Consider the following 24,731-nt stretch of genomic DNA (forward strand, 5'->3'; position numbering starts at 1 on the left):
GTGAGCAGATGAAACGAATGTGGAATGTGGCCGCGCTCGGTGCGGTCGTCATCATCGGGCTCGGTACGTTCGCCATTGATTCGAAAGCATCAACGGCGGAGTGGGTGCTCGATGTCAAAACGAATGAAAGTGTATGGGAAAATCAAAAAATACAAGCCTTTTATGAAACCGAGGATGAGGTCCAGGAACGGTTTGAAATCACCCGGTCTGGTAGTGAAGTGACGACCCATTTAAATTACGTCGAAGAAGCGCTTAAACAACGCGAACGGGTCAATCCTACGATGCGAAAGTTCTATCGTCAAATGACAAACCTTAGTTTCACCCAATCGTTACGCACGAAAGAGGAGTATGTCGGCATCGGACAAAAAGGAAACGATGAAATCATTCTTTTCCGAACCGAAGGCAACGACATTGCCACGACGACGTTCCCGTCAAATGTTAGCGGTGCAGTGGAAGTCATGGAAGGGAACTGGCACGGCATATTCGTTCAAGATGGTCGTGTTCATTTGATTTATCGTGACGGTTATGATAGACAAGCAGCAACAAAAATCGCCGTGTTTGATGAAGGGGCGGTTGAAATCACCCTTGAAGAAATCTCAATAGAAGACGGCTTTATTTCTAGTGTTGTCGGAACATCCAGGTTTTACGATGAGAACCGGATGACCATCGCAGCCGATAATCGTTTCCTCCCGGTACGTCTTGGGACATACGAAACGATAACCGAAGATGGTCAGACGTACACGAACGAGACGGAACGTCCAGGCGTGTATGCCTATGACACCGAAGAGAAGCGTGTCGTCGAGTTAAAAGCTGAAGGGGATATGTGGGACGCAACCGTCTATGAGGATCAATTAATCGCCTTGCGGGAAGATGGGACCGAATTCGTTGTCGACTTGAAGACAGGGAAGCAATCGACGCGACAAGTCATCGATGGTTCGGTCGGTACGACTTGGTATGTCGATAACCAACTGTATCATATTCGCCCGACGAAAGAAGGGGCCGTCATTGACGTCTATCAAGATGGAAAAGCCATCTCGAGCGCTGTCGTGAAGGCGACGAACGATGCGGCGAAAGCGTTGGTGTCCAACACGAAATATTATCTACAATAACAAATAACCGAGAGGCGACCGCCTCTCGGTTATTTTGATGGTTTCGGGACGATGACCCCGTCTTCTAAATCGAGCAACATGTCAATTAGTTCCGCACAGAACTCTGGGAACTGATCGAGGAACGCACCCGGACCGACCTCATCGGTGAAGTCGATATACAGGTCCGATACGTTACCGGCCATTTTCGCCGGAAGAGCGAGGAACGCCGATCCGAAACGCCAGCTGCCTCGGATATCGAGCAGCTTGCCGAGCATGATGTCACCGACCTCACGTTTTTCCGGGAGATTGACGCGATACGTCTCTTTCGTCTCCCAGTCGCGCAGTCCTTCCTCGGTCACTTCAAACACCGAGCAACGCGGGACCGCCAAGCCACGGAGCGCGTGATACAAGGCAGGGGACATGTCGGCTTTTTGATCTGCCAAGTAGCGGCCGTGCGGTGTCATCCCGTCCTCGTCCGTCTCGAAGAAGACGGCCCAGTCGATGAACAGGTCGCGGAATAGCTCGGCGTCTTTCAACTGCCATGTGCCTTCCGAGGCGATCTCTTGAATATAGTTCGTCCAATGTGTGCTGCGCGCGAGCGCGGCTTGCTCATACAACTTTTTCAGCTCGGCCAGCAATTCGGACTCTTCTACAAGCAAAGGGAATGGAATTACTTTCCGCTCTTTTTTCATCGGCGCGGTCCTCGTTTGTTCGCAGGACGCTTCACGACCGGCGGTTTATCCTCGATCCGTTTCTCGATGACGTCGCCACGATAAATCTCGAGTTCTTTCAATTCGACGCCGAGTTGGCGGGCGAACGATTTCAAGTGCGTCAAGTCTTCATCCGTCACGAGCGAGAGCACGGTCCCGGCCGCATTCCCGCGTGCCGTCCGGCCCGAGCGGTGAATGAAGTCGTCAATCGATTCTGGCAAATCGAAGTGGACGACGTGCGTCACTTCTTCGATGTCGAGACCACGGGCCGCGAGACCTGTCGTGATGAGGAGCGGATAGTCGCCTTTACGGAATTCGCGAAGCGTTTCGACACGTTCACGTTTCCCTTTTAGGCTGTCGAGCATCCGGTAGTTCACTTTCATTTTATCGAGTTCGCCTCTGAGTGGTGGCAAGAATGAGCGGTTGTTGATGAAAGCGAGCGCTTTGACACCGTTGACGTGTGACAAACGACGAAGCAATTCCGGCTTGTAGCGGCGTGTCGTCAACATGTAGCCGTACGTCACTTGACTGCTCACGGCTCGTTCGATTTTCACGTGTGCCGGCTCCTTTAAGAACGGGGCCGCCCATGCTTGAAGCGTGTCTGTGAGCGTTGCCGATACGAGGGCGATTTGATGTTCGTGCGCCGTGTGCTTGATGATGCGTTCGGCGGCTTCTGTCAATCCGCTGTCGATGATTTGGTCGGCTTCATCGAGGACGATCGTGTGCGTCTCATGAAGCTTCAATTTTTTCTTGTCGATCAGTTCGACGAGTCGGCCTGGTGTCCCGACGATCAAATGCGGCTTTTTCTTTAAGCGATCGATTTGACGTTTCAATTCGACACCGCCAATAAATGAAGCGATGCGGACATCACCTTTCTCGGTAAATCGTTGCGCGACCGTTTGAATCTGCATGACGAGCTCACGCGTCGGCGCGACGATGACGACTTGAATTCGGTCGTTCGATGCGTCGATTTTTTCAATGGCGGGTAACAAATAAGCAAGCGTCTTCCCGGTACCTGTCGGCGCTTCAATCGTGACGTCTTTACCGTCCAACAGAAGCGGGAACGCTTCTGCTTGGACCGGCATTGGTTCAGTGAAGCCAAGGCGATCCCAGGCTTCGTTAATAAATGGTTTTGTAAAGTTCATATCATTTCTCCTTATCGTGGGGCAAAAACAAAGGAAGCATAAGTGCTCCCTGTTTTAAATATAGCGAACATGTTCCGTGTCTTGGTCGAATGAAGAGCGAAGTGTCTGTGTGAACGTCTGTCCGTCCTCGATGAGTTTGATATGCACATCGATTTGGTCAGCCGACGCCTCAACGCCTTCAACGGTGAAGCCTTGATAGACACGATACTGCAATTCTTTCGTCAACCGTTCGTATGAGGCGAGCTCTGGATATGTCGCTGCCACGTCAATCGGGCGCGAGATGAGCGCAGCGAGCAAGTTATCGCGGTAATCGATAAAATCCTCGTTTTCGATGTCGTCGTCAAACCGAATCCAAAAACCTGCGTCTTCAAATTCTGTGATAAATCCATCACGTTGTTCACCGTTCGCTTCTACTTTAAGGGAGATGCGGTCACCGGCTTTCAAGTCGTGATCAGCTGTCAATAATTCGTACGTCATGGGAAGAACCCCTTCCTCTTCTACAATGTTCTGCCTTCATTGTGTCCGATGTAAGGCAAAAATTCAAGTTCTATCCCTGAGTCGTGATATACATCACACTAAAAACTGTACAAATCGTCACATCCGAATTCAGATGATACAGAATCGACTTGAATCGCGTCGTGACGTGATTTATCTGTTTCATAGTTAATGAGAAATACGTTATAACAGAATTTAAAGCGCTTACAAAAATGGCTTCACGCCAACGTTCATGAGATTGTTACAACTTTCACAAGAATGTAAAACATAATGTTCACGTTTTCACGTACACTCAACTTATAGAAAGCACGCAGTTATCTCAACTATGAGGAGTGACCCACAATGGCAACCGAAATTAAATCAGCCTGGTCAGGATTTGTACCTGGGCAGTGGACGAATGAAGTGAACGTCGGTGAGTTTATCCGTTTGAACCGACATGAGTACACAGGAGACGACCGTTTCCTCGTCGGACCGACCGAAGCGACGAATCGTCTTTGGGCACAAGTGATGGAATTGACGAAAGAAGAGCGCGAACGCGGTGGTGTTTGGGCAGTCGATCAAAACAACCCATCGACAATCGTCTCGCACGGACCAGGATACTTAAACAAAGAGCTGGAGAAAGTGGTCGGCGTTCAAACGGACGAGCCGTTCAAACGTTCGATTCATCCGAACGGCGGCATCCGGATGGTCGACGCTGCACTTGAATCGTATGGCTTCGAACCGAACCCTGAAATCACAAAGATTTATTCGGAAATCCGCAAAACGCATAACCAAGGTGTCTTCGATGCGTACACACCTGAGATGCGAGCAGCACGGAAGTCAGGGATTATCACAGGACTTCCTGACGCTTACGGACGTGGACGGATTATCGGCGACTACCGTCGCGTTGCCTTGTACGGGTTAGACTTCTTGATTGCCGCACGTAAAAAAGACTTGGCGAACCGTGGCGGTTTCTTATCAGAGTCTGACATTCGGACACGGGAAGAAATGTCTGAACAGCTCCGGGCCCTCCAAGAGTTGAAACAGCTCGGTGCGGCGTACGGGTTTGACCTCGGCCGGCCGGCGGAAAATACACAAGAGGCATATCAATGGGTTTACCTCGCTTATCTCGCAGCCGTCAAAGAACAGAACGGTGCCGCGATGTCACTCGGACGTGTCTCGACATTCCTTGATGTATACGCAGAGCGTGACATCGAAGCGGGTCGTTTGACCGAGTCGGATGTCCAAGAAATCGTCGACCACTTCATTATGAAGCTCCGGATCGTCAAATTCTTACGCACGCCTGACTACAACGAATTGTTCTCAGGTGACCCAACATGGGTGACCGAGTCAATCGGTGGGATGAGCGAAGACGGACGCTCGAACGTGACGAAGAGCTCGTTCCGCTTCTTGCATTCACTTTCGAACCTCGGACCAGCACCAGAACCGAACTTGACGGTGCTTTGGTCGACGAAATTGCCAGAAGGCTTCAAACAATATTGTGCGAAGATGTCGATTGAGACGTCTGCGATCCAATATGAGAACGACGACCTCATGCTTCCAGAGTTCGGCGACGATTATGGCATCGCCTGCTGTGTGTCACCGATGAAGATCGGGAAACAGATGCAGTTCTTCGGTGCCCGCGCCAACATGGCAAAAGCACTCCTTTACAGCATGAACGGAGGCCGCGATGAGAAGAGCGGCGACCAAATCGCACCGGTTTGGGAGATGAACACCGAAGACGTGCTCACGTACGACAAAGTGTATGCCGACTTCGATCGGACGCTCGATTGGCTCGCCGAGCTCTACGTCAACACGCTCAACGTCATCCACTTCATGCACGATAAATATGCGTACGAACGGATCGAGATGGCACTTCATGACCCAGAAATCCTACGGACGATGGCATGCGGAATCGCCGGTCTCTCGGTCACAGCAGATAGTCTGTCAGCCATCAAATATGCGACCGTGAAACCGGTCCGAAACGAGCAAGGCATTGCTGTCGACTTCGAGACAGAAGGCGACTTCCCTAAATTCGGAAACAACGATGACCGTGTCGATTCAATCGCCGTCGAACTCGTTGAGTCGTTCATGGAAAAAGTGCGTAAGCATAAAACATACCGCGACGCGCTCCATACGCAATCGGTCTTGACGATCACATCAAACGTCGTCTACGGCAAAAAGACAGGGAACACACCGGACGGACGTCGCGCCGGCGAACCGTTCGCACCAGGTGCGAACCCGATGCATGGCCGCGATACGAAAGGGGCAGCTGCGTCGCTCTCATCAGTCGCGAAACTCCCGTTCGAACACGCGCAAGACGGAATTTCATACACGTTCTCAATCGTACCGAAAGCGCTCGGTAAAGAAGAAGTGGCCCGTGAACTCAACTTGGCGGCGCTCCTTGACGGTTATATGGGCGGCGAGCATAAAGGACATCACTTGAACGTCAACGTCTTCAACCGTGAAACGTTGCTCGATGCGATGGAGCATCCGGAAGAATATCCACAGCTCACCATCCGCGTCTCTGGCTATGCGGTCAACTTCATCAAGTTGACGCGCGAACAACAAATCGACGTCATCAACCGGACGTTCCACGGTTCATTGTAAACAAAGGCTTGGCAGCCTTCACTCGAGGGCCGCTCATTCGTTAGGAGGTCATTTCGATGACAATGGGATATGTACACTCGGTCGAATCGTTTGGAACCGTTGACGGCCCGGGAATTCGTTTTATCGTCTTTTTACAAGGTTGTGCGCTTCGTTGCTTGTATTGCCACAATGCTGACACGTGGGATTTCAAAAAGAATAACCATCGTTCGGCCGAGGACGTCATTCAAGAAGCGCTCAGCTATCGTCCGTTCATGGAAGCGTCAAAAGGCGGCATCACGATTTCTGGGGGCGACCCGCTCGCGCAGCCAGAGTTTTTAGAGGCGCTCTTGCGTGAAGCGAAGAAACACGGGCTTCATACGACACTCGACACGTCCGGTGCACTTCGTCCCCCTAACTTGGATGCAATTTTAGACCATACGGATCTCGTGTTGCTTGATATCAAACATATCGACGATGACATGTGTAAGAAACTGACAGGACGGAGCAACGTCAACACGCTCGCGCTCGCTGAACATTTATCCGAGCGCGGAACGAAAATGTGGATTCGCCACGTCCTCGTCCCGGAATGGACACTTGATGAAGGAGCGCTCCGCCGCACGGCAGCGTTCATTCAAAAGCTCGACCACGTCGAGAAAGTCGAAATTTTGCCGTACCATGAGATGGGCGTCTATAAATGGGAGGCGCTTGGTCTCGACTATCCGCTCAAAGGAATTAAACCCCCGACGACGGAAGAAGTCGAATGGGCGGAAGGGATTTTACAAGGAACCGTTTAAAAAACTGCGCAGACCGTCATGGTCTGCGCAGTTTTTGGGTTACAAATGTTTTTGACTGACGTGCTGACGGATGGCGGCCTCATCGAGCGGACGTTTGGCGACGCCGGTCTCGACGGCAGCTTTGGCAACCGCGACCGCCACGGCCGGTGCGATTCGTTCATCGAATGGGCTTGGGATGACGACCCCGTTCGCCAAATCTTCTTCGGTCAATAAATCGGCAATCGCGTGGACGGCCGCTTCCTTCATCTCCTCATTGATTTCGCTGGCGCGAACGTCAAGTGCGCCCCGGAAAATACCTGGGAAGGCGAGGACGTTGTTCACTTGGTTGGCGAAATCGGAACGGCCGGTCGCGACGACACGCGCCCCGGCTTTTGTCGCGAGGTCTGGCGTAATCTCCGGAATCGGGTTCGCCAGAGCGAAGATGATTGGATCGACGGCCATCGAGCGGACCATGTCTTCCGTGACGGCCCCGGCCGCCGAGACACCGATAAAGACGTCGGCACCTTGAAGCACGTCGGCGAGCAATCCTTCGTGTTGCTTCCGATTCGTCGCTTTGGCGATTTGATCTTTGAACGGGTTCATCCCCTCGACGCGTCCTTCGTAAATCGCGCCTTTCGTATCACAGATGACGAGGTCCTCGACACCGAAACGCTTCAACAGTTTGGCGATGGCGATGCCCGCGGCTCCGGCACCGTTCATGACGACACGGAGTTCAGGCATCGTTTTATCGACGAGGCGCAACGCGTTGACGAGACCGGCCAAGACGACGATGGCCGTCCCGTGCTGGTCGTCATGGAAGACAGGAATCGGGAGCGATTGTTTCAACCGGGCCTCGATTTCAAAGCACTCGGGTGCTTTAATGTCTTCTAAGTTGACGGCACCAAACGTCGGTGCGAGCAGTTCGACCGTCCGGACGATTTCATCGACGTTATGCGTATCGAGACAGATGGGAAACGCATCGACGCCGGCGAAGCTTTTGAACAAGACGGCTTTTCCTTCCATGACCGGCAGTGCGGCTTCTGGACCGATATTGCCGAGACCGAGCACGGCGCTCCCGTCCGAGACGACGGCGACCGTGTTGGCGCGGAGTGTGTAGTCATACGAGAGCTCTTTATCTTCAGCGATGCGACGGCACGGTTCGGCGACGCCAGGCGAGTAGGCGAGGCTGAGCGCTTCTTTCGTGTCGACATCGACTTTCGGTGTCGTTTCCAATTTTCCGTGATGGAAGGCATGCATCTCGAGTGCGCGTTCGTTCAATGTTTTCATAAGTCTCTCCCTATAATTAGCGATTTTAATCTGTGACAATACGAGTCCATTGTAACGGAGAAACCGCTTACTTTCGAGGGTTTTACCTGCATTCGGACGAACTATTTCTGAACGATTGTTCACAAATGTCGGATTGCTGATAGGAGTTGATGCTAAATTTCGGGAAATGACAAAGGAGCCACAATATTTCTGTGACTCCCTTTGTAGATTAAGCTTTCGTTTTTCGTTTCTTCTTCTCGGCGAGACGAGCCGCTTCCGCTTGTCGTTTTTCGGCGTAGCGGAGTTCGCGCTCGAGTTTGACGAAGCTTTGATAGCGTTTCGCATCGAGCGTTCCGGATGTGATGGCGGCTCGGACGGCACAACCCGGTTCGTTGCCGTGCGAACAGTCCCGGAACCGACACGTCTCGGCGAGCGCCTCGATATCCCGAAACGTATCGTCGAGATGATCGGCACCGTCCCAAAGGCCAAATTCACGCATCCCGGGTGTATCGATGACGAACAAATCGTCAATCCGGAAAAGTTCGCGATGCGTCGTCGTATGCTTGCCGCGTTCATCGCTCTCGCGGACGGCCTGTGTCTCGGCGACGGTCGTCCCGGCGAGCGCGTTCGTCAGCGTTGATTTCCCGACACCAGATGAGCCGACGAGCACGATGGTGCTTCCGCTCGGCAGTGCGGATCGCAACGCCTCGACGCCGTCACCAGTGACTGAACTGACAGGGAAGACGTCGACCCCAGGCACTGTCAACGTAAGTTCGTCGACAAGTGCATCTGCGTTGTCGACTTGGTCCGATTTCGTCAAGACGATGAACGGCGTGGCGCCGGTTTCCCACGCGGCGAGCGAGTAACGCTCGAGCCGACGCAGATTGAAATCGTGTCCGCACGCCATCGTGATTAAGATGAAGTCGACGTTCGCACAGATCAGCTGTTCGCGCGTCTCGTTGCCGGCGGCTGCCCGTGATAGGACAGTACGCCGTTCAAGGAGACGTCGAATTACGCCTTGACCGTGTTCGCGAACGGTGAACTCGACGAAGTCACCGATGACCGGGTAGTCGCGCTCGCTTTCGGCCTCATGTCGAAATTTCCCGGTGACGCTGCACGTGTAAGCTGCATTTTCGGTCGTGACCGTGTACATATGTTGGAACTGTGCCGTGACACGCCCCGTTGTGATTGTTGTTTGATTCAAATAGAATCCTCCTCTTAGTGATGGAGGACAGTCGCCCTCCGATTAGCTGACAAGGTATATACTGCGTTGAATACGGTACTCATAAAACATCATCCTTTCATTGTTCGATGCCTCTAGTATAGCACAGGATTTGAGAACGCTATCATCTCAGTCTACAGACCGAGGGAAAACGGGCCTTGCGCTCGTCGCGCTATAAAAAATAACGTATTATGATAAGAGTGTACTTAACGAGGAGGGATGATAGATGAATCGCCAGGTGAAACAAGTGTTGTTCATCGTGGCCGCGATCTCTTTAGTTCTCGTTCTAATCGGCTTTTTACCGAATATGATCATGTTCGGTTTGGGGGCGCTCTTAGCACTGTGGGCTGGAGTCAGATTCATGGCCGTGACACATGTCGGCGCAAAAATCGGTTACGGCGCGCTTGCCTTGATCGGGATCATCACAATTTTATCGAATATTTGGGCGTTAATCGGGATTGTGGTGGCATGGGTATTGTTTAAAGGGTATATGATGTATGCCAACCAAAAACAAGACGTCGAGATTTTGAATGCGGACGGCTCGCGTGCGAACCGGAGCAGCTTTCAATCGTTTGATCAAGTGTGGCAGAAGTTTGTAAACCGTCGCTAAGCTTCACAAGGAGGATATTATGATGAAAACACCATTTGACCAGTTTCGTGATTTAGCTAACGAGTTGACGAAAGAATTGTCGAAAGAGATGAAGAAGTTCCAAGATAAAGAGGGTCCACGTTCGGCACCGCGTTCAAGCGGGGAGGCCGAGTTGAACCGTCACATCCGTGGTGCTGAAAAAGAAGCGATGTCTGTCGAACGTCTCGTCGAACGTCAAAAAGCGCTCCTCGATGAGCTGGCGACAAAACGTGATGACGCTAAACTGATGGCGGATAAGCGTTACGAGCAGACCGAGCTCGCCAAACAAGCGGGCGAAGAAAAACTCGCGGAGCGGGCCGCACTCGAGTCGAAGCATTACGGTGAGCAGTATCGTTACTTTGAAGGGTTGCTCGACGAAGGAGCGCGTGAACTCGACGCCCTCGAGCGCCGTGCCCTCGAGATGCGACTGAAACTCGATGAGATGCAAAACAAACGCTATGAGTTCGCGATGCGAGAAAACCTGGATTTATTGAAAGGTGCGCTCGATCAAATCTTCGGAGCGGAGACGTCGAAGACTCATCCGTTCACGGAAGAAGAGAAGAAGCAAGAACCGGCCGCTGAAGAGAAAATCGATGCAGCGGATGAAGATGATTTCGAAGCAAAACTAAAAGAACTTGAGCGTCGTTTCAAACAAGACTGACGCAACGGTTCAGCGATGGTCCGGCGAATGAGTTGGGCCATCGCTTCTTTGCTTCATTGTACATACTGTCAGAGAGGGGGAAGCAACGTGGAACGTTGGAACACACGCCAAATCATCGGATTCATGATTATTTTGTTTGCCATTGGACTATTTATCGATATCGTGACGGGTGGAAACAGCGTCCTCTTCAGCATGGTCGTCCCGTTATTGTTGCTTTATATCGGACGGCGCTTCAGCCGCAAAGGCAATCAGCCGGTCAGCTATATCTTTTACGGGATTGGCGGCATCATGCTCGTCGGACTCATCTTTTCGTCGGCGGCATTTGGTTTTGTGTTGTCGGGCTTACTGCTCATGTTCGGCTATCGGTTGTATAAGAACCGTCCGCTCGAATCGAGCCGATTTAAGTCACATATTCGGCAAGAACAGGCGTTTACGTTCGGGACGAAAGAAAGTGGTCACTACGTGCTCCAAGACACGAATGAATTTTTCTTGTTGCGTGACGTCGAACTCGACTTGTCACGCGCGATTATCCCGGAAGGAGAGACGTTCTTACTATTGAATGGACTCGCTGGAGACATCCGGATTCTCATTCCGGCCGGTTACGACTACTCGATTGACGCCTCAATCGGGTTCGGTAAGATTCAAGTCGACGAATCGAATTATTCGCCTGTGTTCAACCGTCGCTTCTATACGGCATCGGACGATTACGCATCGGCGACACGAAAAGTCCGGATTCATATCGTGCTCATGAGCGGAAGTGTCGAGGTGATGACCGTATGAAGAAGGATTCGTATCCACGGACCGTCGTCTGGCATCAATTGTTCAGCAGCCTCTTGACGGCACTGTTCGTCACGATTGCATTTTTAATAGGTGACTCGACTTCACTCCGAGATTTGTTCACACGTGAAGAAGGGTTGCCTTTCGGTGTGTCTATCCTCGTCATCGCCGTCTTGATCGGCAGCGTGTTCGGGGTCGGTTCGTACTTTTATTTGCGCCGTGACTTCCGGGAAGTGGCGATTGCCTTATGGAAGCTCGAGAATCAAAAAGAAATCACGTTCCGTCCGCTGTCGCCTTATCGCGACACACTCGAACGGATTGCACGCATCTCGAAACAGCGCGCAGAAATGGTCGAGATGGCGAAACGGGTCGGTGACCGGCCTGTCAGTGTCGAGGAAGCGCGCAGTGAAGCCGTCGTTGAGGAGCGGCGCCGTGTCGCCCGAGAGTTACATGATTCGGTCAGCCAGCAACTGTACGCCATTTCGATGATGACGACGGCAGCCAAGCAGACGATCGAGGCGAAGCCGGACGTGGCTGCCAAACAAATCGAACAAGTCGAAGTGATGGCGCAAACGGCTCAGGCCGAAATGCGCTCGCTCTTATTGCAACTTCGTCCGGTCGAGCTTGAAGGGATGACGCTCAAGACGGGCATCGAGCGACTGTTAGAAGAGCTGTCGCGCAAACAGTCGACCGAACTCATCTGGCGTCTCGAAGAAGTCGAGTTGTCGCGTCACACCGAAAATGAACTGTTCCGTATCGTTCAAGAAGCGATCAGCAATACGCTTCGACATGCGAAAGCGAAGCGACTCGAAATTGAAATGCGGACCGTACAACAAACGGTCATCTTAAAAATAAACGACGATGGCATCGGCTTTAATGTCGATGATACACAAGTCGCCTCATATGGCTTACAATCGATAAGAGAGAGGACGGCTGAGGTCGGCGGGACGTTACGACTCGTCAGTGTGCCCGGCGTCGGTACTCAGATTGAAGTGCGTGTGAAACAACAAGTGGAGGGGTTACAATGATTCGAGTCGTATTGATTGATGACCATGAGATGGTGCGGGCCGGTGTCTCGGCGTTCTTGTCGACGCAGCCTGACATCGAAGTCGTCGGAGAGGCATCGGACGGCGCGACTGGAGCGGAACTCGCGATCCAAGAAAAGCCGGATGTGGTCTTGATGGATTTAGTAATGGAACCTGTCGATGGGGTCGAGTCGACAAAACGGATCAAGTCGAGTTGGAAAGACGCTAAAATCTTGGTCGTGACGAGCTTCTTAGATGATGAGAAAGTGTATCCCGTCATCGAGGCCGGGGCGATGAGTTACGTCTTAAAAACGGCAAACGCCAATGAGATCGCTGATGCGATTCGTCAAACGGCAGCGGGCAATCCCGTCATGGCCGCCCAAGTGACGGGCAAGATGCTCGAGCGGCTCCGTCATCCGGAAAAGACGTTGCACGAGAGTCTGACGGCCCGGGAACGTGAGATTTTGCAGTTGATGGCAGAAGGAAAGTCGAACCAAGTCATCGCCGATGAACTATACATCTCGTTGAAGACGGTAAAGACGCACGTCTCCAACATTTTGACGAAGCTCGACGTCTATGACCGGACGCAAGCTGTCGTCTATGCATTTCAACATAATATCGTCAGTAAAGGGTGAACGGGATGCTTCCAACGATTGAAACGGAACGACTCCGGTTAAGACAGATCGATTTGAAAGACAGCGAGCGGCTGTTCACCATCTTTTCAGACCCAAACGTCTTGCGCTACTACGGAATGGAGCCTCATGCATCGCTTTCCGAGACGGAACAAATGCTTACTGGGATGCTCGAAGGGATTGAATCCGGTGCGGTGATGCGTTGGGGCATCGTGACGAAAGAGTCGTCCAACTTGATTGGGACGATTGGATTCCATAACCGAGCGCCGCGGCATCGACGTGCCGAAGTCGGTTACGAAATTCACCCTAACTATTGGCGTCACGGATATGCGACCGAAGCGCTCCACGCTGCGTTAAGCTATGCCGGGCAGACAGGCGAAATCGAACGGGTCGGGGCCATCGTCTTCACCGAGAACGTCGCGTCGCAACAAATGCTTGAAAAGAACGGATTCTCGCGGGAAGGGACGCTCCGTCACTATGTGCGACAAGGCGAACGCGCGCACGATGTGCATGTATATGGTTATACGACAAACAAGGATCACGCCGACGCGTGATCCTTGTCTTTATTTCTTCTGTGCTTGAATTTGTTCATCAATCTCCGATAAATATTCCCAACGCTCCATCTTCGCATCGAGTGCTTCTTTCAACGCGGCAATATCGGCGTACAGTTCATTCACTTTGCCGAGGTCGCTTCCGGCTATAGCGAGCCGAGCCTCCGCTGCTTCAATCTCGGACTCGAGAGAAGCGATATCTTCCTCAATCGTCTCCCATTCCTTCTGCTCTTTGAAAGTGAATTTGACGACGTCGACTTTGACGCGCTCTTTCTTCTCTTTCGATTCTTTCTTCACTTGTTGCTTCGTCTGTTCTTGGAGTGTGGCCAAATAATCACTGTACTCGGCGTGATAGACGTTTATCGTCCCATCTTCAAAGGCGATGAGCTGCTCAGCAATCCGATCTAAGAAATAGCGATCGTGACTGACGGCGATGACCGTACCTGGGAACGACTCCAAATAGTCTTCAAGAACAGACAGCGTCTCCGTATCTAGATCGTTCGTCGGTTCATCCAAAAACAGTACGTTCGGCTCGTCCATTAAAATCCGGAGCAAGACGAGGCGACGTTTCTCGCCACCGGATAGTTTGGCAATCGGTTTGTATTGCGCGTCCGGGGTGAACAGGAACCGTTCGAGCATCTGACTGGCCGTGATCGTCTCGCCGTCCGGTGTATAGATGACTTGGGCAATCCGTTCAATCTCGTCAATGACGCGGCGCGATGTGTCTTCAAACTCGACTTGTTGCCCGTAATACCCGAGATGGACCGTCTCGCCATGGACGACCGTCCCTTGCGTCGGTTGAAGGCGATGGGCGAGCAAGTTCATGAGCGTCGATTTCCCGCTACCGTTTGGTCCGACAATGCCGTATCGCTCACGTCGTCCGAACAACCACGTGAAGTCTTGGATGAGCAACTTGTCGTTGTAGCCGAATGATAAGTTCTCCACTTCAATCACTTTCTTCCCGAGACGACGTGACCCGACAGACACTTCGAGCGCCTCATCCTCGGCGAGTGTCTCTTGATGTTTCAACTCTTCGACGCGTTGGATGCGCGCCTTCTGTTTCGTCGTCCGGGCTTTGGCGCCGCGGCGCAACCAAGCGAGCTCGCGGCGCAAAATGTTTTGGCGCTTCTGCTCCATCGAATGCGACCGGGCCTTACGCTCGGCCCGTTTCTCGAGGAAGAGTTCATAGTTGCCGTCATAAAAATAACTCGTCCCGTCGGCGATTTCAAGAATGTGGTTCGTGACCCGATTCAAGAAATAGCGATCGTGGGTGATGAGTAAGATGGCACCTCGATAATCGGCCAGGACCGTCTCGAGCCAAGCAATCGTATCGGCGTCGAGTTCGTTCGTCGGCTCATCGAGTAATAACAGGTCGGCTTCGTCGAGTAAGGCGGCGGCCAAGGCGACCCGTTTTTGTTGTCCCCCGGAGAGCGAGCTGATTTCTGCCGTCACATCCGGAAGGCCGAGCCGGTTCAAAATCGATTTCAACTTGGCTTCGGTCTCCCATGCATCGGCGGCATCAACCGCTTGTTGGGCTTTCATAAAGCGTTCCAACCACTGTTCACTTGTCGGGTTCGCCTCGAGTGCTTGGCGGGCCAGTTCATATTGCTTCAACGCTTGAACGGATGGGGTGTCACTTGTGAACAAGGCGTCCAAAATTGTTTGACCCGAGTCGAAATCGACCGTTTGCGTCAAATAGCGAATCCGATAGTCGTTCGGGTGTTGCATCGAACCGCGGTCTGCCGTCTCGACGCCAGCGACGATTTTTAAAAACGTCGATTTTCCAGAGCCGTTGACTCCAATCACACCGATGCGATTGCCTGGATGAATCGTCATCGTGACGTCATCGAATAACACTTTATCTGCAAATTCTTTATGGATACCTTCAATCGTTAATAAGCTCATGACTCTTCTCCTTCAACAACGCGGCGAATCATCGTCTCCGCAAGCGCGGCGATTTCTTTGTTCGGGACGTCGGCAGGATCGATGACCGGTAAAAAGGTGACGTCGACCGTCCCAGGGGTGATGCGGTTTTTCGTCTCGAGCAAATAATGGCTGCCTTTAATGGCAACCGGGACAATCTTGGTGCCACTTGATGTGGCGAGCGTCAAACTGCCGGCTTTAAACTCTTTAATCGGCCCGCCTTTCGAACGAGTGCCTTCCGGGAAGACGATAATCGATTGGCCGGATTGAATCGTCTCAACGCCGGAGCGGATCGCTTTAATCGACTGGCGGCGGTCGCTGCGGTCGATGAAGATACAACCCATCAGTTCCATCCAACGTGGGATGATTGGGAACTTTTGAACTTCGATTTTTGAGATGAACGCTTTCGGATGTTTCGTCGCCGTGATCATGATCGGGACATCAAAGTTCCCTTGGTGGTTCGCGACGTAGACGACCGGTTCATTCGGAATGTTCTCTTGCCCGTGAACGCGGACACGAGCGCCGGCAATCCGGAGTAGAAAGCTTGCCCATGTATAGGCGACGGTTTGAACGTATGCGTAACGTTCGGGCGGCGTCAGCCGTTTCGCTTTCGGATAGAACGGAAGCGTCAGCGGTAAGACGGCAAAAAAGGTGATAAACCAGATGGCGGTGCGGATCATGAGTCATTCTCCTTTCAATCGTACAACTGTTGGTTTGGACACGAAGAAAGAGTCTTCTTCTCTAAGCGAGAATCCGACTCTTCGGCATGAATCCTTATTCCCAGAAGCGAGATTCGCTTTCCTCTTCTTCTTCCTCGAGTTCGAACGTGATTCGTTTATTCACCGGGTCCACGGCAAAGTAAGCCCCGTCTTGATCGATGCTCTTGAACTGCATGACGTGGTCAGTGCCGATTTCGAGGGTGAGTCGAATCCGGTTGTCATCGTCGACGAGCAAGATGCCGTCTTCTTTCAGCCATAGCTCCATGACAGGTGAATAACGTAATAGCCATTCGTTCGATAAAGGGATTTCATTCATACGTGTTTGTGCCTCCTACGGGTTGAGTCCGTTTTGCTCTCTGTCTACAATAGAATAACAAAAGTGGAGGGTGAAGACGAGTGTTATGTAGAACGTTTACGTGTACTTGAATGCATACGTGCCACGATGCGTTTGATTTTTTTCTGGTTGCGGCGTTCAATCAATAAGACGTTCGTTTGTGCGACTAACTGTTTAAATGAAGATAAGCCCATGGCGAGCAATACGGCGAACAGGAATGTACCGATCGGGTCTTTGAAAAAACCGGTTTGGAGCGAGACGGACAAACCGAGGACCGAAAGAATCGTGGTGAGAAAATAAAATAGCATGAGTGGCTCTCCCTTCCCAGATGATTCAATAGTAAAAGCCGAACGTTATGTTCGTTCGACAGCTGCACAAAAAATCCCTTTTTTTGTCGGAACAAAACAAAAAAACGCCTTCTGTCAGGAGAGGGCGTTTACTCTTGGACCATCGTGACGGATGAAGATACGTTTGTATCGACTCCGTTTGAGAAAATGAAGCTAAGTGAAGCTAGTAGCGCGAAGAAAGCAATCAATAAGCCTTTCATAAAGCGCTTCGCAAATGATCGAGATTGAACATCAAACATTTATTATCCCCCGTTCGGCCATGGCTGAAACCTAATTCGTTAAACAACACTTCCTTAATAATAACGTTTTCAAAATGTGGATACTAGATGGAAAATGCACGTTCACAAAATTGTCACAAAATTTGAAATAAAGACGTTAGAATGCTCGCCAATCGGTCATATGCGTCTTCGTCCCTCGTTCACAATTTAGACACAATTAAGCGGAGCAATGAAATCGAACATGATATGATTAGGAACGTGTGTAGGTAGGTATACTGACAGTAATAGATGAAAAAGGATGTGGATTGTATGGCATTACGTGCAGGAGAAGTAGTAGACTTGGTCGCGGAACGTTCAGCTGATTTTGGAGTGTTTATCGGAAACGGTCGCGAAGAGGTACTCCTTCATCGAAAAGAACAAACAGAAGAAGTTGCGGTCGGACAGACGGTACGCGTCTTCCTTTATCACGACTCGGAAGGACGTCTCGCTTCGACGATGACGATTCCTAGTGTCACGTTCGATGACTATGAATGGTATGAAGTGACAGGGGTCCGGTATAACACGGGTGTGTTCGTCAATATCGGGATTCAAAAAGATGTACTCGTCTCATTAGATGATCTTCCTGAGAACCGGTCGTATTGGCCGAAAGAAGGAGACAAGTTGTGCATTCGTCTCAAGTACGATCAAAAGAGCCGCCTCCTCGGCGAACCGGCTCATTATGCGTACTTGAACTTATTGGCGCGTCCCGCCAAAGAAGAGTGGGGCAACCAAGATGTGCAGGCAATCGTCGTCAATCGACGCGACGTCGGTGTGAACGTCTGGGTCGAAAATGAATCACTCGGTTTCTTACATGAAGCAGAGATGACACGTTGGCCACGTCTCGGTGAGCAATTGACCGTGCGTGTGACGCAAGTGAAACAAGACGGGACGGTACTCGTCTCGATGAAACCACGGGCATATGAAGCGATCGACCCGGACGCGGAAAGTATCCGTGCTTATATTGAAGAACGCGGCGGCCAAATGCCTTATGGCGACAAGACGGCGCCGGACGTGATCGATCGTGAGTTCGGGATGAGTAAAGCGGCGTTCAAACGCGCACTCGGGAAACTGCTGAAAGAAAAGCAAGTTGAAAAACTCGACAACGGCTATAAATTGAAATAAGATAACTCATGTCCAGGTGGCTATGAAAAGTTTTAGAATGTATTTCTTTCATTTTAGAAACAAATACGTTATAGTTAGTAAAGTTGACTACGAGGAAACATTGGAAAAACGTCTGTAGAACAAAACCTCAGACGTTTTTTGTATGAAAAAAGGAGAATATAATTTGACAAAATTCCAAGATTTACAGTTAAGTGAAGCATTAGTAAAAGGTGTACTCAAAATGGGCTTCGAAGAAGCTACACCGATCCAAGCTGAGACAATTCCTGTCGCACTCACAGGAGTGGACGTATTAGGTCAAGCGCAAACAGGTACAGGGAAAACAGCAGCTTTCGGTATTCCGACAATTGAGCGAATCGACACAAAGGCACGTCAAGTCCAAGCACTTGTTCTTGCACCGACACGTGAACTTGCGATTCAAGTTGCAGAAGAATTGAACAAAATCGGTGAAGCGAAGCGCGTTTACGCACTTCCAGTATACGGTGGCCAACAAATCGACCGCCAAATCCGTGGTTTGAAAAAGAACCCACAAATCGTCGTTGCCACACCGGGCCGCCTCATGGACCACATGAAGCGTAAGACGATCAAACTCGACGAGATCCAAACTGTGATCTTGGACGAGGCAGATGAAATGCTCAACATGGGCTTCGTTGAAGATATCGAGATGATTTTGAAAGGCCTTCCGGCTGAACGTCAAACGCTTCTCTTCTCTGCAACAATGCCACCACAAATCAAGAAGATTGCTGAGCGCTTCATGAAGTCGCCGACGATCATCAAAGTAAAAGCGAAGGAAATGACAGTTGAGAATATCAACCAACAATTCCTTGAATTGCGCGAAGGTCAAAAATTCGATACGCTTTGCCGTTTGATCGACATCGACTCGCCAGAACTCAGCATCATCTTCGCTCGTACGAAGAAACGTGTTGACGAAGTGACAGAAGCACTCATCAAACGTGGTTACACGGCTGATGGTCTTCACGGTGACTTAACGCAATCCAAACGTGACCAAGTCATCCGTCGTTTCAAAAACGGCACGATCGACATCTTGGTCGCGACAGACGTTGCAGCCCGTGGTCTTGATATCTCAGGTGTTACTCACGTTTACAACTTTGACGTCCCACAAGATCCGGAAAGCTACGTGCACCGCATCGGACGTACAGGCCGCGCTGGTAAAACAGGTACAGCCCTTACGTTCATCACGCCACGTGAATTCGGTCAAGTCAAAGCAATCGAACGCGTAACGAACAAGAAAATGAACCGTCGTCACGTACCGACAATCGCAGAAGTGCTCGAGGGCAACCAAAAGCAATCAGCTGAAGAATTGATCGAACGTGTTCAAGCGGGCGACTTCAAAGCTTACACGCAACTTGCGACTGAGCTTCTTGAAGAATACGAAGCAGTCGAGCTTCTTGCAGCGGCACTTCGTGGATTGACGAAAGAGCCAGATTCAACTCCGGTTGAAATCTCGTATGCAGAACCAGTACGCGTCAAACGTCAAGGTGGACGTAACGACCGTGGTGGATACCGTGGAAATCGCAGCGGCGGCGGCGAACGTCGTGGCGGCGGTGACCGTGGTGGACGCAGCGGTGGCGGCGGTGGATACCGTGGCAAACGCACGGGTGGAGACGACCGTCGTCGTTCAGACGACCGTGGCCCACGCCGTCCGCGTGACTAATCAATAACTAAAACCGCATCTCCTTAAGTGGATTTGCGGTTTTTTTTTTGGTGTCATGCTACACTAAACGAGTAGAGACAGAAAAATGAGGTGTCAACGGATGATTGAACTAGGTTTTGGTCTCGTCATACTATTGGCGTGCGTCCTGGCTTTGAAACCGATTATAACGCGGACCGAGCGTCCGAATTTCCGATATATCCCGGTCGCCACGCTCCTGTTCGGCGCGATGATTTGGCTTGTGATGGCCATCGGCGTGGGCGGGAAGATGGGAATCGGCTACGGTGTGATGAGTATCGTATATTTCATTGCTTGTTTCGGTGCCTATATGTATGTGCATACACGAGCGAGCTGAACCCAGCTCGCTTTCGTGTTTAGAAAAAAGACGAGGTGATCAAGTTGGACGCAGTGGATGTGATGATGAATCCAGAAGAAGTCGAAGTGACATTTGAACCAATCCTGGGAGCCGCCACCTTCCAAGTAGAAGGTTATATGGTCCATGGACAGTTCAGGGGCGAGTCGCTCACCCCATTCTTTTACGACGATGACGTTCCGCTCGAGTATCAGCTCGATATCGCCAAACGGATGGAGCGTTTAGCGGCCGAACAGTTAAGGGATGCGACGCAATTCGTCACGTTCCGATGTCGGTCAGAGTGGATTCTCGAACAAGGAGGCGAGGCGTTTTTGGCCCCGCTTCGAGAATTGAACTTCCCGCTCCATCGCATTTATGTGACGCTTCAAGGGACGGATCTCGTTGACGTGTCACGCTTGTCACGAGTCGTCCAATATTATCGTTCATCTGGTGTTAAAGTCGCACTCGACTTCGCAGAATCAACGAGTATCGAAGACATCATGACGGTGGCGCCTGAGATGTTGCTCGTCGATTTGGCGACGATGGTCGAGAAGAAGACGTTATCGGTCACGTATCCGCAAATGCTTCAGACGATGGAATATATCGCTTCCCGTCTCGGGGCTCCGCTCCTCTATAAATCGATCGACCATCTCGGACAGCTGCGCTATGCGTGGCGTCATGGCGGACGTTATTATATGGGAAGTCTCCTCGGGCAAAGCGATGCGATGCCGCCGCGCGAAGCGAAAGGCATGAGCGTCTTGACGCAAGAAGTGCCGTCATTCTTCTTGCACGACCAAGAGCGATTGAAGCGATTGTATGAGCTCGAGTTCGAACTCCATAAACGAATTCACGACCTCGTCCAAAGCGGGAAGTGGTCGCGCGATAAAAAAGATGAGTGGCTGCTCCATATCGCACCGAAACTCGAAGGAACGTTCGTCCGTTACTATTTGACGGACCAAACCGGGTTCCAGACGAGCGCGAACGTCTATCAGGCGCAGTCGAATTGGACGGTCGACAATACGTATCGCGGCTATAACTGGAGTTTCCGGCCGTACTTCATTCGAACGATGGCGGCGATGGACGTGCGCGGACGAGGTTACTTATCCGAGGATTATCGTGACTTCAGCTCGAACGAAGTGACACGGACGTTCAGTTATCCGTTACCGGACGGCATGTTCTTGTTTGCGGATTTATCAGAAGAGTTTTTATATCAAAATCGATTATTAGATTGAGAGGGAAAACGATGTTAGATTATGATTACGATGCCTTACGTGAGATTGGGCGAATCGTCGCTTTGGCACGCGACGAGATGGCGAAAGCGGTCAAACCGGGCATGACGACGAAACAGTTGGATGAGATTGGACAACGTATTTTGGAAGCGGAAGGGGCCGCCTCGGCCCCAATCACGATGTACGAGTTCCCAGGCTACACGTGCATCTCTATCAATGAAGTCGCAGCCCACGGGATTCCGGGCGAGCTTGTCATCCAAGACGGGGACGTGGTCAACGTCGACGTCTCGGCCGTGAAGGATGGTTACTATGCCGACACTGGGCGTACGGTCATCGCGGGCACACCGAAATCGGCTAAACACGAACGTTTGGTCGAAGTGTCATTGACCTCGCTCGAAGCGGGTCTCAGCAAAGTGAAGGCGGGCGTCAAGGTCAACCAAATCGGCAAGGCGATTTATGCCGATGCCCGGAAGAACGGCTTCACGGTCATCCGCAACTTAGCGGGCCATGGTCTTGGGCGCACCCTTCATGGGGAGCCGGAGACGATCTCGAACTACTATAGTCGTGAAGAGAACGACATTTTGAAGGAAGGTCAAGTCATTGCCGTCGAGACATTCATCTCGACGCAAGACGAAATCGTCTATCAATCGGAAGAAGACGGCTGGTCGTTGTTCACCCCGAACAACAGCCTCGTCTCTCAATTCGAGCACACGGTCGTCGTCACGAAAGACGGCTATGAAGTGTTGACGGGCACATTCCGTTAACGATGAAAAGGCGGCAGACGCGAGGTCTGCCGCTTTTTTTGCGGAGTTTTTACAGGAGTCGAACTGTCTGTTCGCTCAGTTGCTCGATGGTCGTCCAATCTGGTGCGACTTGGTCGGGAAGGATCAACTGTCCATTCTCGACCTCGAGCGGAGTATCGAGCAAATCGGTCTCGAAGTAAGCGCTCGTCCCGGCCATATCGGCCGGGTAGGCGGCTCCACTCATTGAGGCGAATAAGAGTGTGTGATAACGGCCGATGGAGGACTCATACATACCACCGACCCAGTAGGGGGTGCCGCTATCGCGAATCGCGAGTGCCGCGCTCAAGCCGCCGACGCGGGCCGGTTTGATATTGACGATGCGACCGGCTCGAAGTCGATGCATCGTCGCCACGTCTTGAGCCGAACTGATCGATTCATCGAGACAAATCGGTGTGGTGAGCCGTGCCTGCAAGTCTGCTGTCTCGACCCAATGTGTGCTCGGATAAGGCTGCTCGATCATCAAGAGACGGTAGGTATCTAATGCCTCGAACCAGTCAAGCGGTTGCTCGGAGCCACTTCCGTTCAAATCAATCATGAGCGGGGCGTCCGGAAAATTGTTCCGAATCTCGCTGAGCGCTGGAAGCAGTTCATGCGGGGACGCTTTTAACTTGATCCGGTCGAATCCAGACGCGAGCGCAGACTCGATGGCGTTCAACGTTTGACTGAGAAGACCGATGCCGATGGTCCGGCCACAGGCCACGGCGTCGCCGGCTTGGACGTATTGTTTTAATGTCTGATTCGCGCGGGCCGCTTCCACCTCCCATAGAGCGCTCTCCCACATCGCTTTCGCCATCGGGTGGCCGATGATGGAGCTGACATGGGTACCGAACGAGGCGGCGGACAACGTCCTCCCTTTCAACAGTTGGATAATCAAAGCGGACGTATCGATGACGGAGCGGACGGTCTCAGCCGTATACCATGGCGTCTCGAACGCGACACCTTCCCCGTAGCCGACAACGCCGTCGACCGTCTCCAGACGGAGAATGACCGTCCGTCTCGTCGTCAACACGGCGTGGGCGGTGACAATCGGATGTTTGAACGTGAGGGGGACGATATACAGTTCAGCGCGACGAATCATGGTCAGCCTCCTTTAAGCGATGACGCATCAATTTACCGTTGGCGTTACGAGGCAACTCGTCGAAGGCAATCCATGCTTTCGGATGTTTATAAGACGCCAGATGGTCGTGCAACAGCTGAATCGCCTCATCGAAATCGAACGTACCGACCGTGAAGGCGACAGGTATCGCTCCCCAAGTAGGGTCGGGACGACCGACGACCCCTACGTCTTGAATGCCAGGGCAACGCAATAACACGCTCTCGATTTCGGCCGGATAAATGTTCTCGCCGCCAGAGATAATCAAATCACTGCGACGGTCATGGACGTACAAGTAACCATCCTTGATTGTGCCGAGGTCGCCCGTCCGCCAATAGCCGTCGGGCGTCCAGGCATCGGCCTCTGGCTGTTTATAGTAACCAGGGGTCACCGTTGGTCCGTTCACTTCAATCTCCCCATTCGCATTGATGCGGAGTTGGGTCGGGGAGATTGCTTGACCGCTCGAACCGATGTGGGCGAGTGCCTCGGATGGCAAGAGTGTCGCGACTTGCGAACACGTCTCCGTCATCCCATACGTCTGGGCGACCGGTAACTGCCGCCGCTCGGCTTCTTCGAGCAACGGGCGCGGTACGGGACCGCCGCCGACGAGCAGAAGTCGTAGCTGCTGGCGGGAAAGACCTGCGTCGAGGAGACGCTGAAGCATGACGGCGACAAGCGAGATGTGGGTGATTCGTGCCGTCTCAATCAACTCGAGTGTCCGGACGACATCGAACTTCGGTTCGACGTATAATGTCGAACCGAAACGGGCGCTCCGATACACTTGGGCGAGTCCGCTCATATGGAAGAGTGGCGTGACGATGAGCATCTGATCACTCATCCCATATCCGAGGCGCGTCTTGGCCGCATCGGCGCTCGCGATGTGATTGCCGAACGTCTGCTTTACGGCCTTGGCTCGTCCGGTCGTGCCCGAGGTGAACATGAGCGACATGACTTCATCGTCTGCCCATTCGTGTGGTGTGGCGAGTGACGCCTCATCTCGTGACGTCAACTCGAATTGGGTGATTGACAGGTCAATCGGTTCATCGACGAGCAATACATCAATATCGGCCGTCTCGATTTGTCCTGACAGTTCGCTCATCGTCAACCGTGTGTTAAGCGGAATGAGCACTTTTCCGAGTAAATGGATGGCATGGACAGCGATGACATAATCAGCGCTGTTCGCAGCGCGTAATCCGATATGGCGGGCTTCGGGTGCGACCCGTTCGAGGAAGTGGGCCAAACGGGCGCTCTCCGCGCTTAACTCGGCCCAGGTCAAACTGACGGACGCGGTGACGAGTGCCATGGCGTCACGTCGATGTTGTGTCACATAACGATTCATCAT

25 protein-coding genes are annotated in these 24,731 nt (G+C 51.9%); 14 read left to right on the top strand and 11 right to left on the bottom strand.

Annotated features, from left to right (window positions below; all coding sequences use genetic code 11):
* The first annotated feature begins 8 nt into the window (after positions 1–8).
* Entirely contained in the window at positions 9–1,109 is a 1,101-nt protein-coding gene (locus KNP81_RS10225) for a hypothetical protein (RefSeq protein WP_214719864.1), read from the top strand.
* A 29-nt stretch (positions 1,110–1,138) separates the two neighbouring features.
* Here the strand turns inward: KNP81_RS10225 and KNP81_RS10230 are convergent, their stop codons facing one another.
* From KNP81_RS10230 to KNP81_RS10240, 3 genes are read right to left on the bottom strand one after another with little or no spacing between them, the layout of a single operon-like run.
* Positions 1,139–1,780 carry a hypothetical protein gene (locus KNP81_RS10230; protein ID WP_214719865.1) on the bottom strand — a complete coding sequence of 214 codons (642 nt, stop codon included), beginning with the start codon at positions 1,778–1,780 and terminating at the stop codon, positions 1,139–1,141.
* On the bottom strand, positions 1,777–2,943 hold the full coding sequence (locus KNP81_RS10235; protein ID WP_021067808.1) for a DEAD/DEAH box helicase: 1,167 nt from the start codon (positions 2,941–2,943) through the stop codon (positions 1,777–1,779). The genes KNP81_RS10230 and KNP81_RS10235 overlap by 4 nt, the downstream gene beginning before the upstream one ends.
* A gap of 54 nt (positions 2,944–2,997) precedes the next feature.
* On the bottom strand, positions 2,998–3,420 hold the full coding sequence (locus KNP81_RS10240) for a hypothetical protein (protein ID WP_214719866.1): 423 nt from the start codon (positions 3,418–3,420) through the stop codon (positions 2,998–3,000).
* Positions 3,421–3,780: 360 nt separating this feature from the next.
* On the opposite strand from KNP81_RS10240, the gene pflB reads away from it, so the two are divergent.
* Positions 3,781–6,027 (top strand): formate C-acetyltransferase, encoded by a 2,247-nt coding sequence (gene pflB / locus KNP81_RS10245; protein WP_214719867.1) that lies wholly within the window; start codon positions 3,781–3,783, stop codon positions 6,025–6,027.
* A 56-nt stretch (positions 6,028–6,083) separates the two neighbouring features.
* Positions 6,084–6,800 (top strand): pyruvate formate-lyase-activating protein, encoded by a 717-nt coding sequence (gene pflA, locus KNP81_RS10250; RefSeq protein ID WP_021067805.1) that lies wholly within the window; start codon positions 6,084–6,086, stop codon positions 6,798–6,800.
* 39 nt (positions 6,801–6,839) lie between these two features.
* Here pflA and KNP81_RS10255 read toward each other — a convergent pair whose 3' ends face one another.
* The gene (locus tag KNP81_RS10255) at positions 6,840–8,066 is read right to left on the bottom strand and encodes an NAD(P)-dependent malic enzyme (RefSeq protein WP_214719868.1); all 1,227 of its coding nucleotides are present in this window, start codon (positions 8,064–8,066) and stop codon (positions 6,840–6,842) included.
* A 208-nt stretch (positions 8,067–8,274) separates the two neighbouring features.
* Complete coding sequence (gene rsgA, locus KNP81_RS10260) at positions 8,275–9,249, bottom strand: ribosome small subunit-dependent GTPase A (RefSeq protein ID WP_214719869.1); 975 nt, start codon at positions 9,247–9,249, stop codon at positions 8,275–8,277.
* Positions 9,250–9,493: 244 nt separating this feature from the next.
* On the opposite strand from rsgA, the gene KNP81_RS10265 reads away from it, so the two are divergent.
* The 6 genes from KNP81_RS10265 to KNP81_RS10290 all read left to right on the top strand — a co-directional run bounded on the left by KNP81_RS10265 (position 9,494) and on the right by KNP81_RS10290 (position 13,544).
* Complete coding sequence (locus KNP81_RS10265; RefSeq protein ID WP_214719870.1) at positions 9,494–9,877, top strand: lmo0954 family membrane protein; 384 nt, start codon at positions 9,494–9,496, stop codon at positions 9,875–9,877.
* A 22-nt stretch (positions 9,878–9,899) separates the two neighbouring features.
* Entirely contained in the window at positions 9,900–10,556 is a 657-nt protein-coding gene (locus tag KNP81_RS10270; protein WP_021067801.1) for a PspA/IM30 family protein, read from the top strand.
* Between the two features lie 87 nt (positions 10,557–10,643).
* Positions 10,644–11,336, top strand: coding sequence for a cell wall-active antibiotics response protein LiaF (gene liaF / locus KNP81_RS10275; RefSeq protein ID WP_021067800.1), 693 nt, complete (start codon positions 10,644–10,646; stop codon positions 11,334–11,336).
* Positions 11,333–12,361 (top strand): sensor histidine kinase, encoded by a 1,029-nt coding sequence (locus KNP81_RS10280; protein ID WP_021067799.1) that lies wholly within the window; start codon positions 11,333–11,335, stop codon positions 12,359–12,361. The genes liaF and KNP81_RS10280 overlap by 4 nt, the downstream gene beginning before the upstream one ends.
* Positions 12,358–12,993: a response regulator gene (locus KNP81_RS10285; RefSeq protein WP_214719871.1), complete on the top strand. Its 636-nt coding sequence runs from the start codon at positions 12,358–12,360 to the stop codon at positions 12,991–12,993. Before KNP81_RS10280 ends, KNP81_RS10285 begins: the two co-directional genes overlap by 4 nt.
* A gap of 5 nt (positions 12,994–12,998) precedes the next feature.
* Positions 12,999–13,544 carry a GNAT family N-acetyltransferase gene (locus KNP81_RS10290; RefSeq protein WP_214719872.1) on the top strand — a complete coding sequence of 182 codons (546 nt, stop codon included), beginning with the start codon at positions 12,999–13,001 and terminating at the stop codon, positions 13,542–13,544.
* A gap of 9 nt (positions 13,545–13,553) precedes the next feature.
* Here KNP81_RS10290 and KNP81_RS10295 read toward each other — a convergent pair whose 3' ends face one another.
* From KNP81_RS10295 to KNP81_RS10310, 4 genes are all read right to left on the bottom strand, one after another.
* Positions 13,554–15,446, bottom strand: coding sequence for an ABC-F family ATP-binding cassette domain-containing protein (locus tag KNP81_RS10295; protein WP_214719873.1), 1,893 nt, complete (start codon positions 15,444–15,446; stop codon positions 13,554–13,556).
* Positions 15,443–16,144, bottom strand: coding sequence for a lysophospholipid acyltransferase family protein (locus KNP81_RS10300; RefSeq protein WP_214719874.1), 702 nt, complete (start codon positions 16,142–16,144; stop codon positions 15,443–15,445). Before KNP81_RS10300 ends, KNP81_RS10295 begins: the two co-directional genes overlap by 4 nt.
* 94 nt (positions 16,145–16,238) lie before the next feature.
* On the bottom strand, positions 16,239–16,499 hold the full coding sequence (locus KNP81_RS10305; protein WP_029596043.1) for a hypothetical protein: 261 nt from the start codon (positions 16,497–16,499) through the stop codon (positions 16,239–16,241).
* Between the two features lie 83 nt (positions 16,500–16,582).
* Positions 16,583–16,825 (bottom strand): hypothetical protein, encoded by a 243-nt coding sequence (locus KNP81_RS10310; RefSeq protein WP_214719875.1) that lies wholly within the window; start codon positions 16,823–16,825, stop codon positions 16,583–16,585.
* A 566-nt stretch (positions 16,826–17,391) separates the two neighbouring features.
* Between KNP81_RS10310 and KNP81_RS10315 the strand changes: the two genes are divergently transcribed.
* The 5 genes from KNP81_RS10315 to map all read left to right on the top strand — a co-directional run bounded on the left by KNP81_RS10315 (position 17,392) and on the right by map (position 22,257).
* Positions 17,392–18,243 carry a CvfB family protein gene (locus tag KNP81_RS10315; protein ID WP_029596042.1) on the top strand — a complete coding sequence of 284 codons (852 nt, stop codon included), beginning with the start codon at positions 17,392–17,394 and terminating at the stop codon, positions 18,241–18,243.
* A 163-nt stretch (positions 18,244–18,406) separates the two neighbouring features.
* Positions 18,407–19,915, top strand: a complete 1,509-nt coding sequence (gene cshA / locus KNP81_RS10320; protein WP_131485905.1) for a degradosome RNA helicase CshA — start codon at positions 18,407–18,409, stop codon at positions 19,913–19,915.
* A gap of 100 nt (positions 19,916–20,015) precedes the next feature.
* Entirely contained in the window at positions 20,016–20,267 is a 252-nt protein-coding gene (locus tag KNP81_RS10325; RefSeq protein WP_021067789.1) for a hypothetical protein, read from the top strand.
* A gap of 53 nt (positions 20,268–20,320) precedes the next feature.
* A complete protein-coding gene (locus KNP81_RS10330) occupies positions 20,321–21,496 on the top strand; it encodes an EAL-associated domain-containing protein (RefSeq protein ID WP_353047978.1) in 1,176 nt (391 codons plus the stop codon).
* Positions 21,497–21,507: 11 nt separating this feature from the next.
* Positions 21,508–22,257 carry a type I methionyl aminopeptidase gene (map, locus tag KNP81_RS10335; protein WP_029596039.1) on the top strand — a complete coding sequence of 250 codons (750 nt, stop codon included), beginning with the start codon at positions 21,508–21,510 and terminating at the stop codon, positions 22,255–22,257.
* Positions 22,258–22,306: 49 nt separating this feature from the next.
* Here the strand turns inward: map and menC are convergent, their stop codons facing one another.
* Positions 22,307–23,374: an o-succinylbenzoate synthase gene (menC, locus tag KNP81_RS10340; protein WP_214719877.1), complete on the bottom strand. Its 1,068-nt coding sequence runs from the start codon at positions 23,372–23,374 to the stop codon at positions 22,307–22,309.
* On the bottom strand, positions 23,358–24,728 hold the full coding sequence (gene menE, locus KNP81_RS10345) for an o-succinylbenzoate--CoA ligase (RefSeq protein WP_214719878.1): 1,371 nt from the start codon (positions 24,726–24,728) through the stop codon (positions 23,358–23,360). The genes menC and menE overlap by 17 nt, the downstream gene beginning before the upstream one ends.
* Positions 24,729–24,731: the final 3 nt, after the last annotated feature.

The organism is Exiguobacterium sp. s149 (assembly GCF_018618395.1).
GTDB classification, from domain to species: domain Bacteria; phylum Bacillota; class Bacilli; order Exiguobacteriales; family Exiguobacteriaceae; genus Exiguobacterium; species Exiguobacterium chiriqhucha.

Coding starts and splice junctions, on each gene's coding strand:
- KNP81_RS10325 (WP_021067789.1), top strand. CDS start 20,016: ATGATTGAACTAGGTTTTGGTCTCGTCATACTATTGGCGTGCGTCCTG.
- KNP81_RS10300 (WP_214719874.1), bottom strand. CDS start 16,144: ATGATCCGCACCGCCATCTGGTTTATCACCTTTTTTGCCGTCTTACCG.
- KNP81_RS10305 (WP_029596043.1), bottom strand. CDS start 16,499: ATGAATGAAATCCCTTTATCGAACGAATGGCTATTACGTTATTCACCT.
- KNP81_RS10280 (WP_021067799.1), top strand. CDS start 11,333: ATGAAGAAGGATTCGTATCCACGGACCGTCGTCTGGCATCAATTGTTC.
- KNP81_RS10265 (WP_214719870.1), top strand. CDS start 9,494: ATGAATCGCCAGGTGAAACAAGTGTTGTTCATCGTGGCCGCGATCTCT.
- pflB (WP_214719867.1), top strand. CDS start 3,781: ATGGCAACCGAAATTAAATCAGCCTGGTCAGGATTTGTACCTGGGCAG.
- KNP81_RS10255 (WP_214719868.1), bottom strand. CDS start 8,066: ATGAAAACATTGAACGAACGCGCACTCGAGATGCATGCCTTCCATCAC.
- KNP81_RS10240 (WP_214719866.1), bottom strand. CDS start 3,420: ATGACGTACGAATTATTGACAGCTGATCACGACTTGAAAGCCGGTGAC.
- KNP81_RS10290 (WP_214719872.1), top strand. CDS start 12,999: ATGCTTCCAACGATTGAAACGGAACGACTCCGGTTAAGACAGATCGAT.
- pflA (WP_021067805.1), top strand. CDS start 6,084: ATGACAATGGGATATGTACACTCGGTCGAATCGTTTGGAACCGTTGAC.
- KNP81_RS10285 (WP_214719871.1), top strand. CDS start 12,358: ATGATTCGAGTCGTATTGATTGATGACCATGAGATGGTGCGGGCCGGT.
- KNP81_RS10310 (WP_214719875.1), bottom strand. CDS start 16,825: ATGCTATTTTATTTTCTCACCACGATTCTTTCGGTCCTCGGTTTGTCC.
- KNP81_RS10295 (WP_214719873.1), bottom strand. CDS start 15,446: ATGAGCTTATTAACGATTGAAGGTATCCATAAAGAATTTGCAGATAAA.
- menE (WP_214719878.1), bottom strand. CDS start 24,728: ATGAATCGTTATGTGACACAACATCGACGTGACGCCATGGCACTCGTC.
- KNP81_RS10315 (WP_029596042.1), top strand. CDS start 17,392: ATGGCATTACGTGCAGGAGAAGTAGTAGACTTGGTCGCGGAACGTTCA.
- menC (WP_214719877.1), bottom strand. CDS start 23,374: ATGATTCGTCGCGCTGAACTGTATATCGTCCCCCTCACGTTCAAACAT.
- KNP81_RS10230 (WP_214719865.1), bottom strand. CDS start 1,780: ATGAAAAAAGAGCGGAAAGTAATTCCATTCCCTTTGCTTGTAGAAGAG.
- KNP81_RS10225 (WP_214719864.1), top strand. CDS start 9: ATGAAACGAATGTGGAATGTGGCCGCGCTCGGTGCGGTCGTCATCATC.
- KNP81_RS10270 (WP_021067801.1), top strand. CDS start 9,900: ATGAAAACACCATTTGACCAGTTTCGTGATTTAGCTAACGAGTTGACG.
- KNP81_RS10235 (WP_021067808.1), bottom strand. CDS start 2,943: ATGAACTTTACAAAACCATTTATTAACGAAGCCTGGGATCGCCTTGGC.
- map (WP_029596039.1), top strand. CDS start 21,508: ATGTTAGATTATGATTACGATGCCTTACGTGAGATTGGGCGAATCGTC.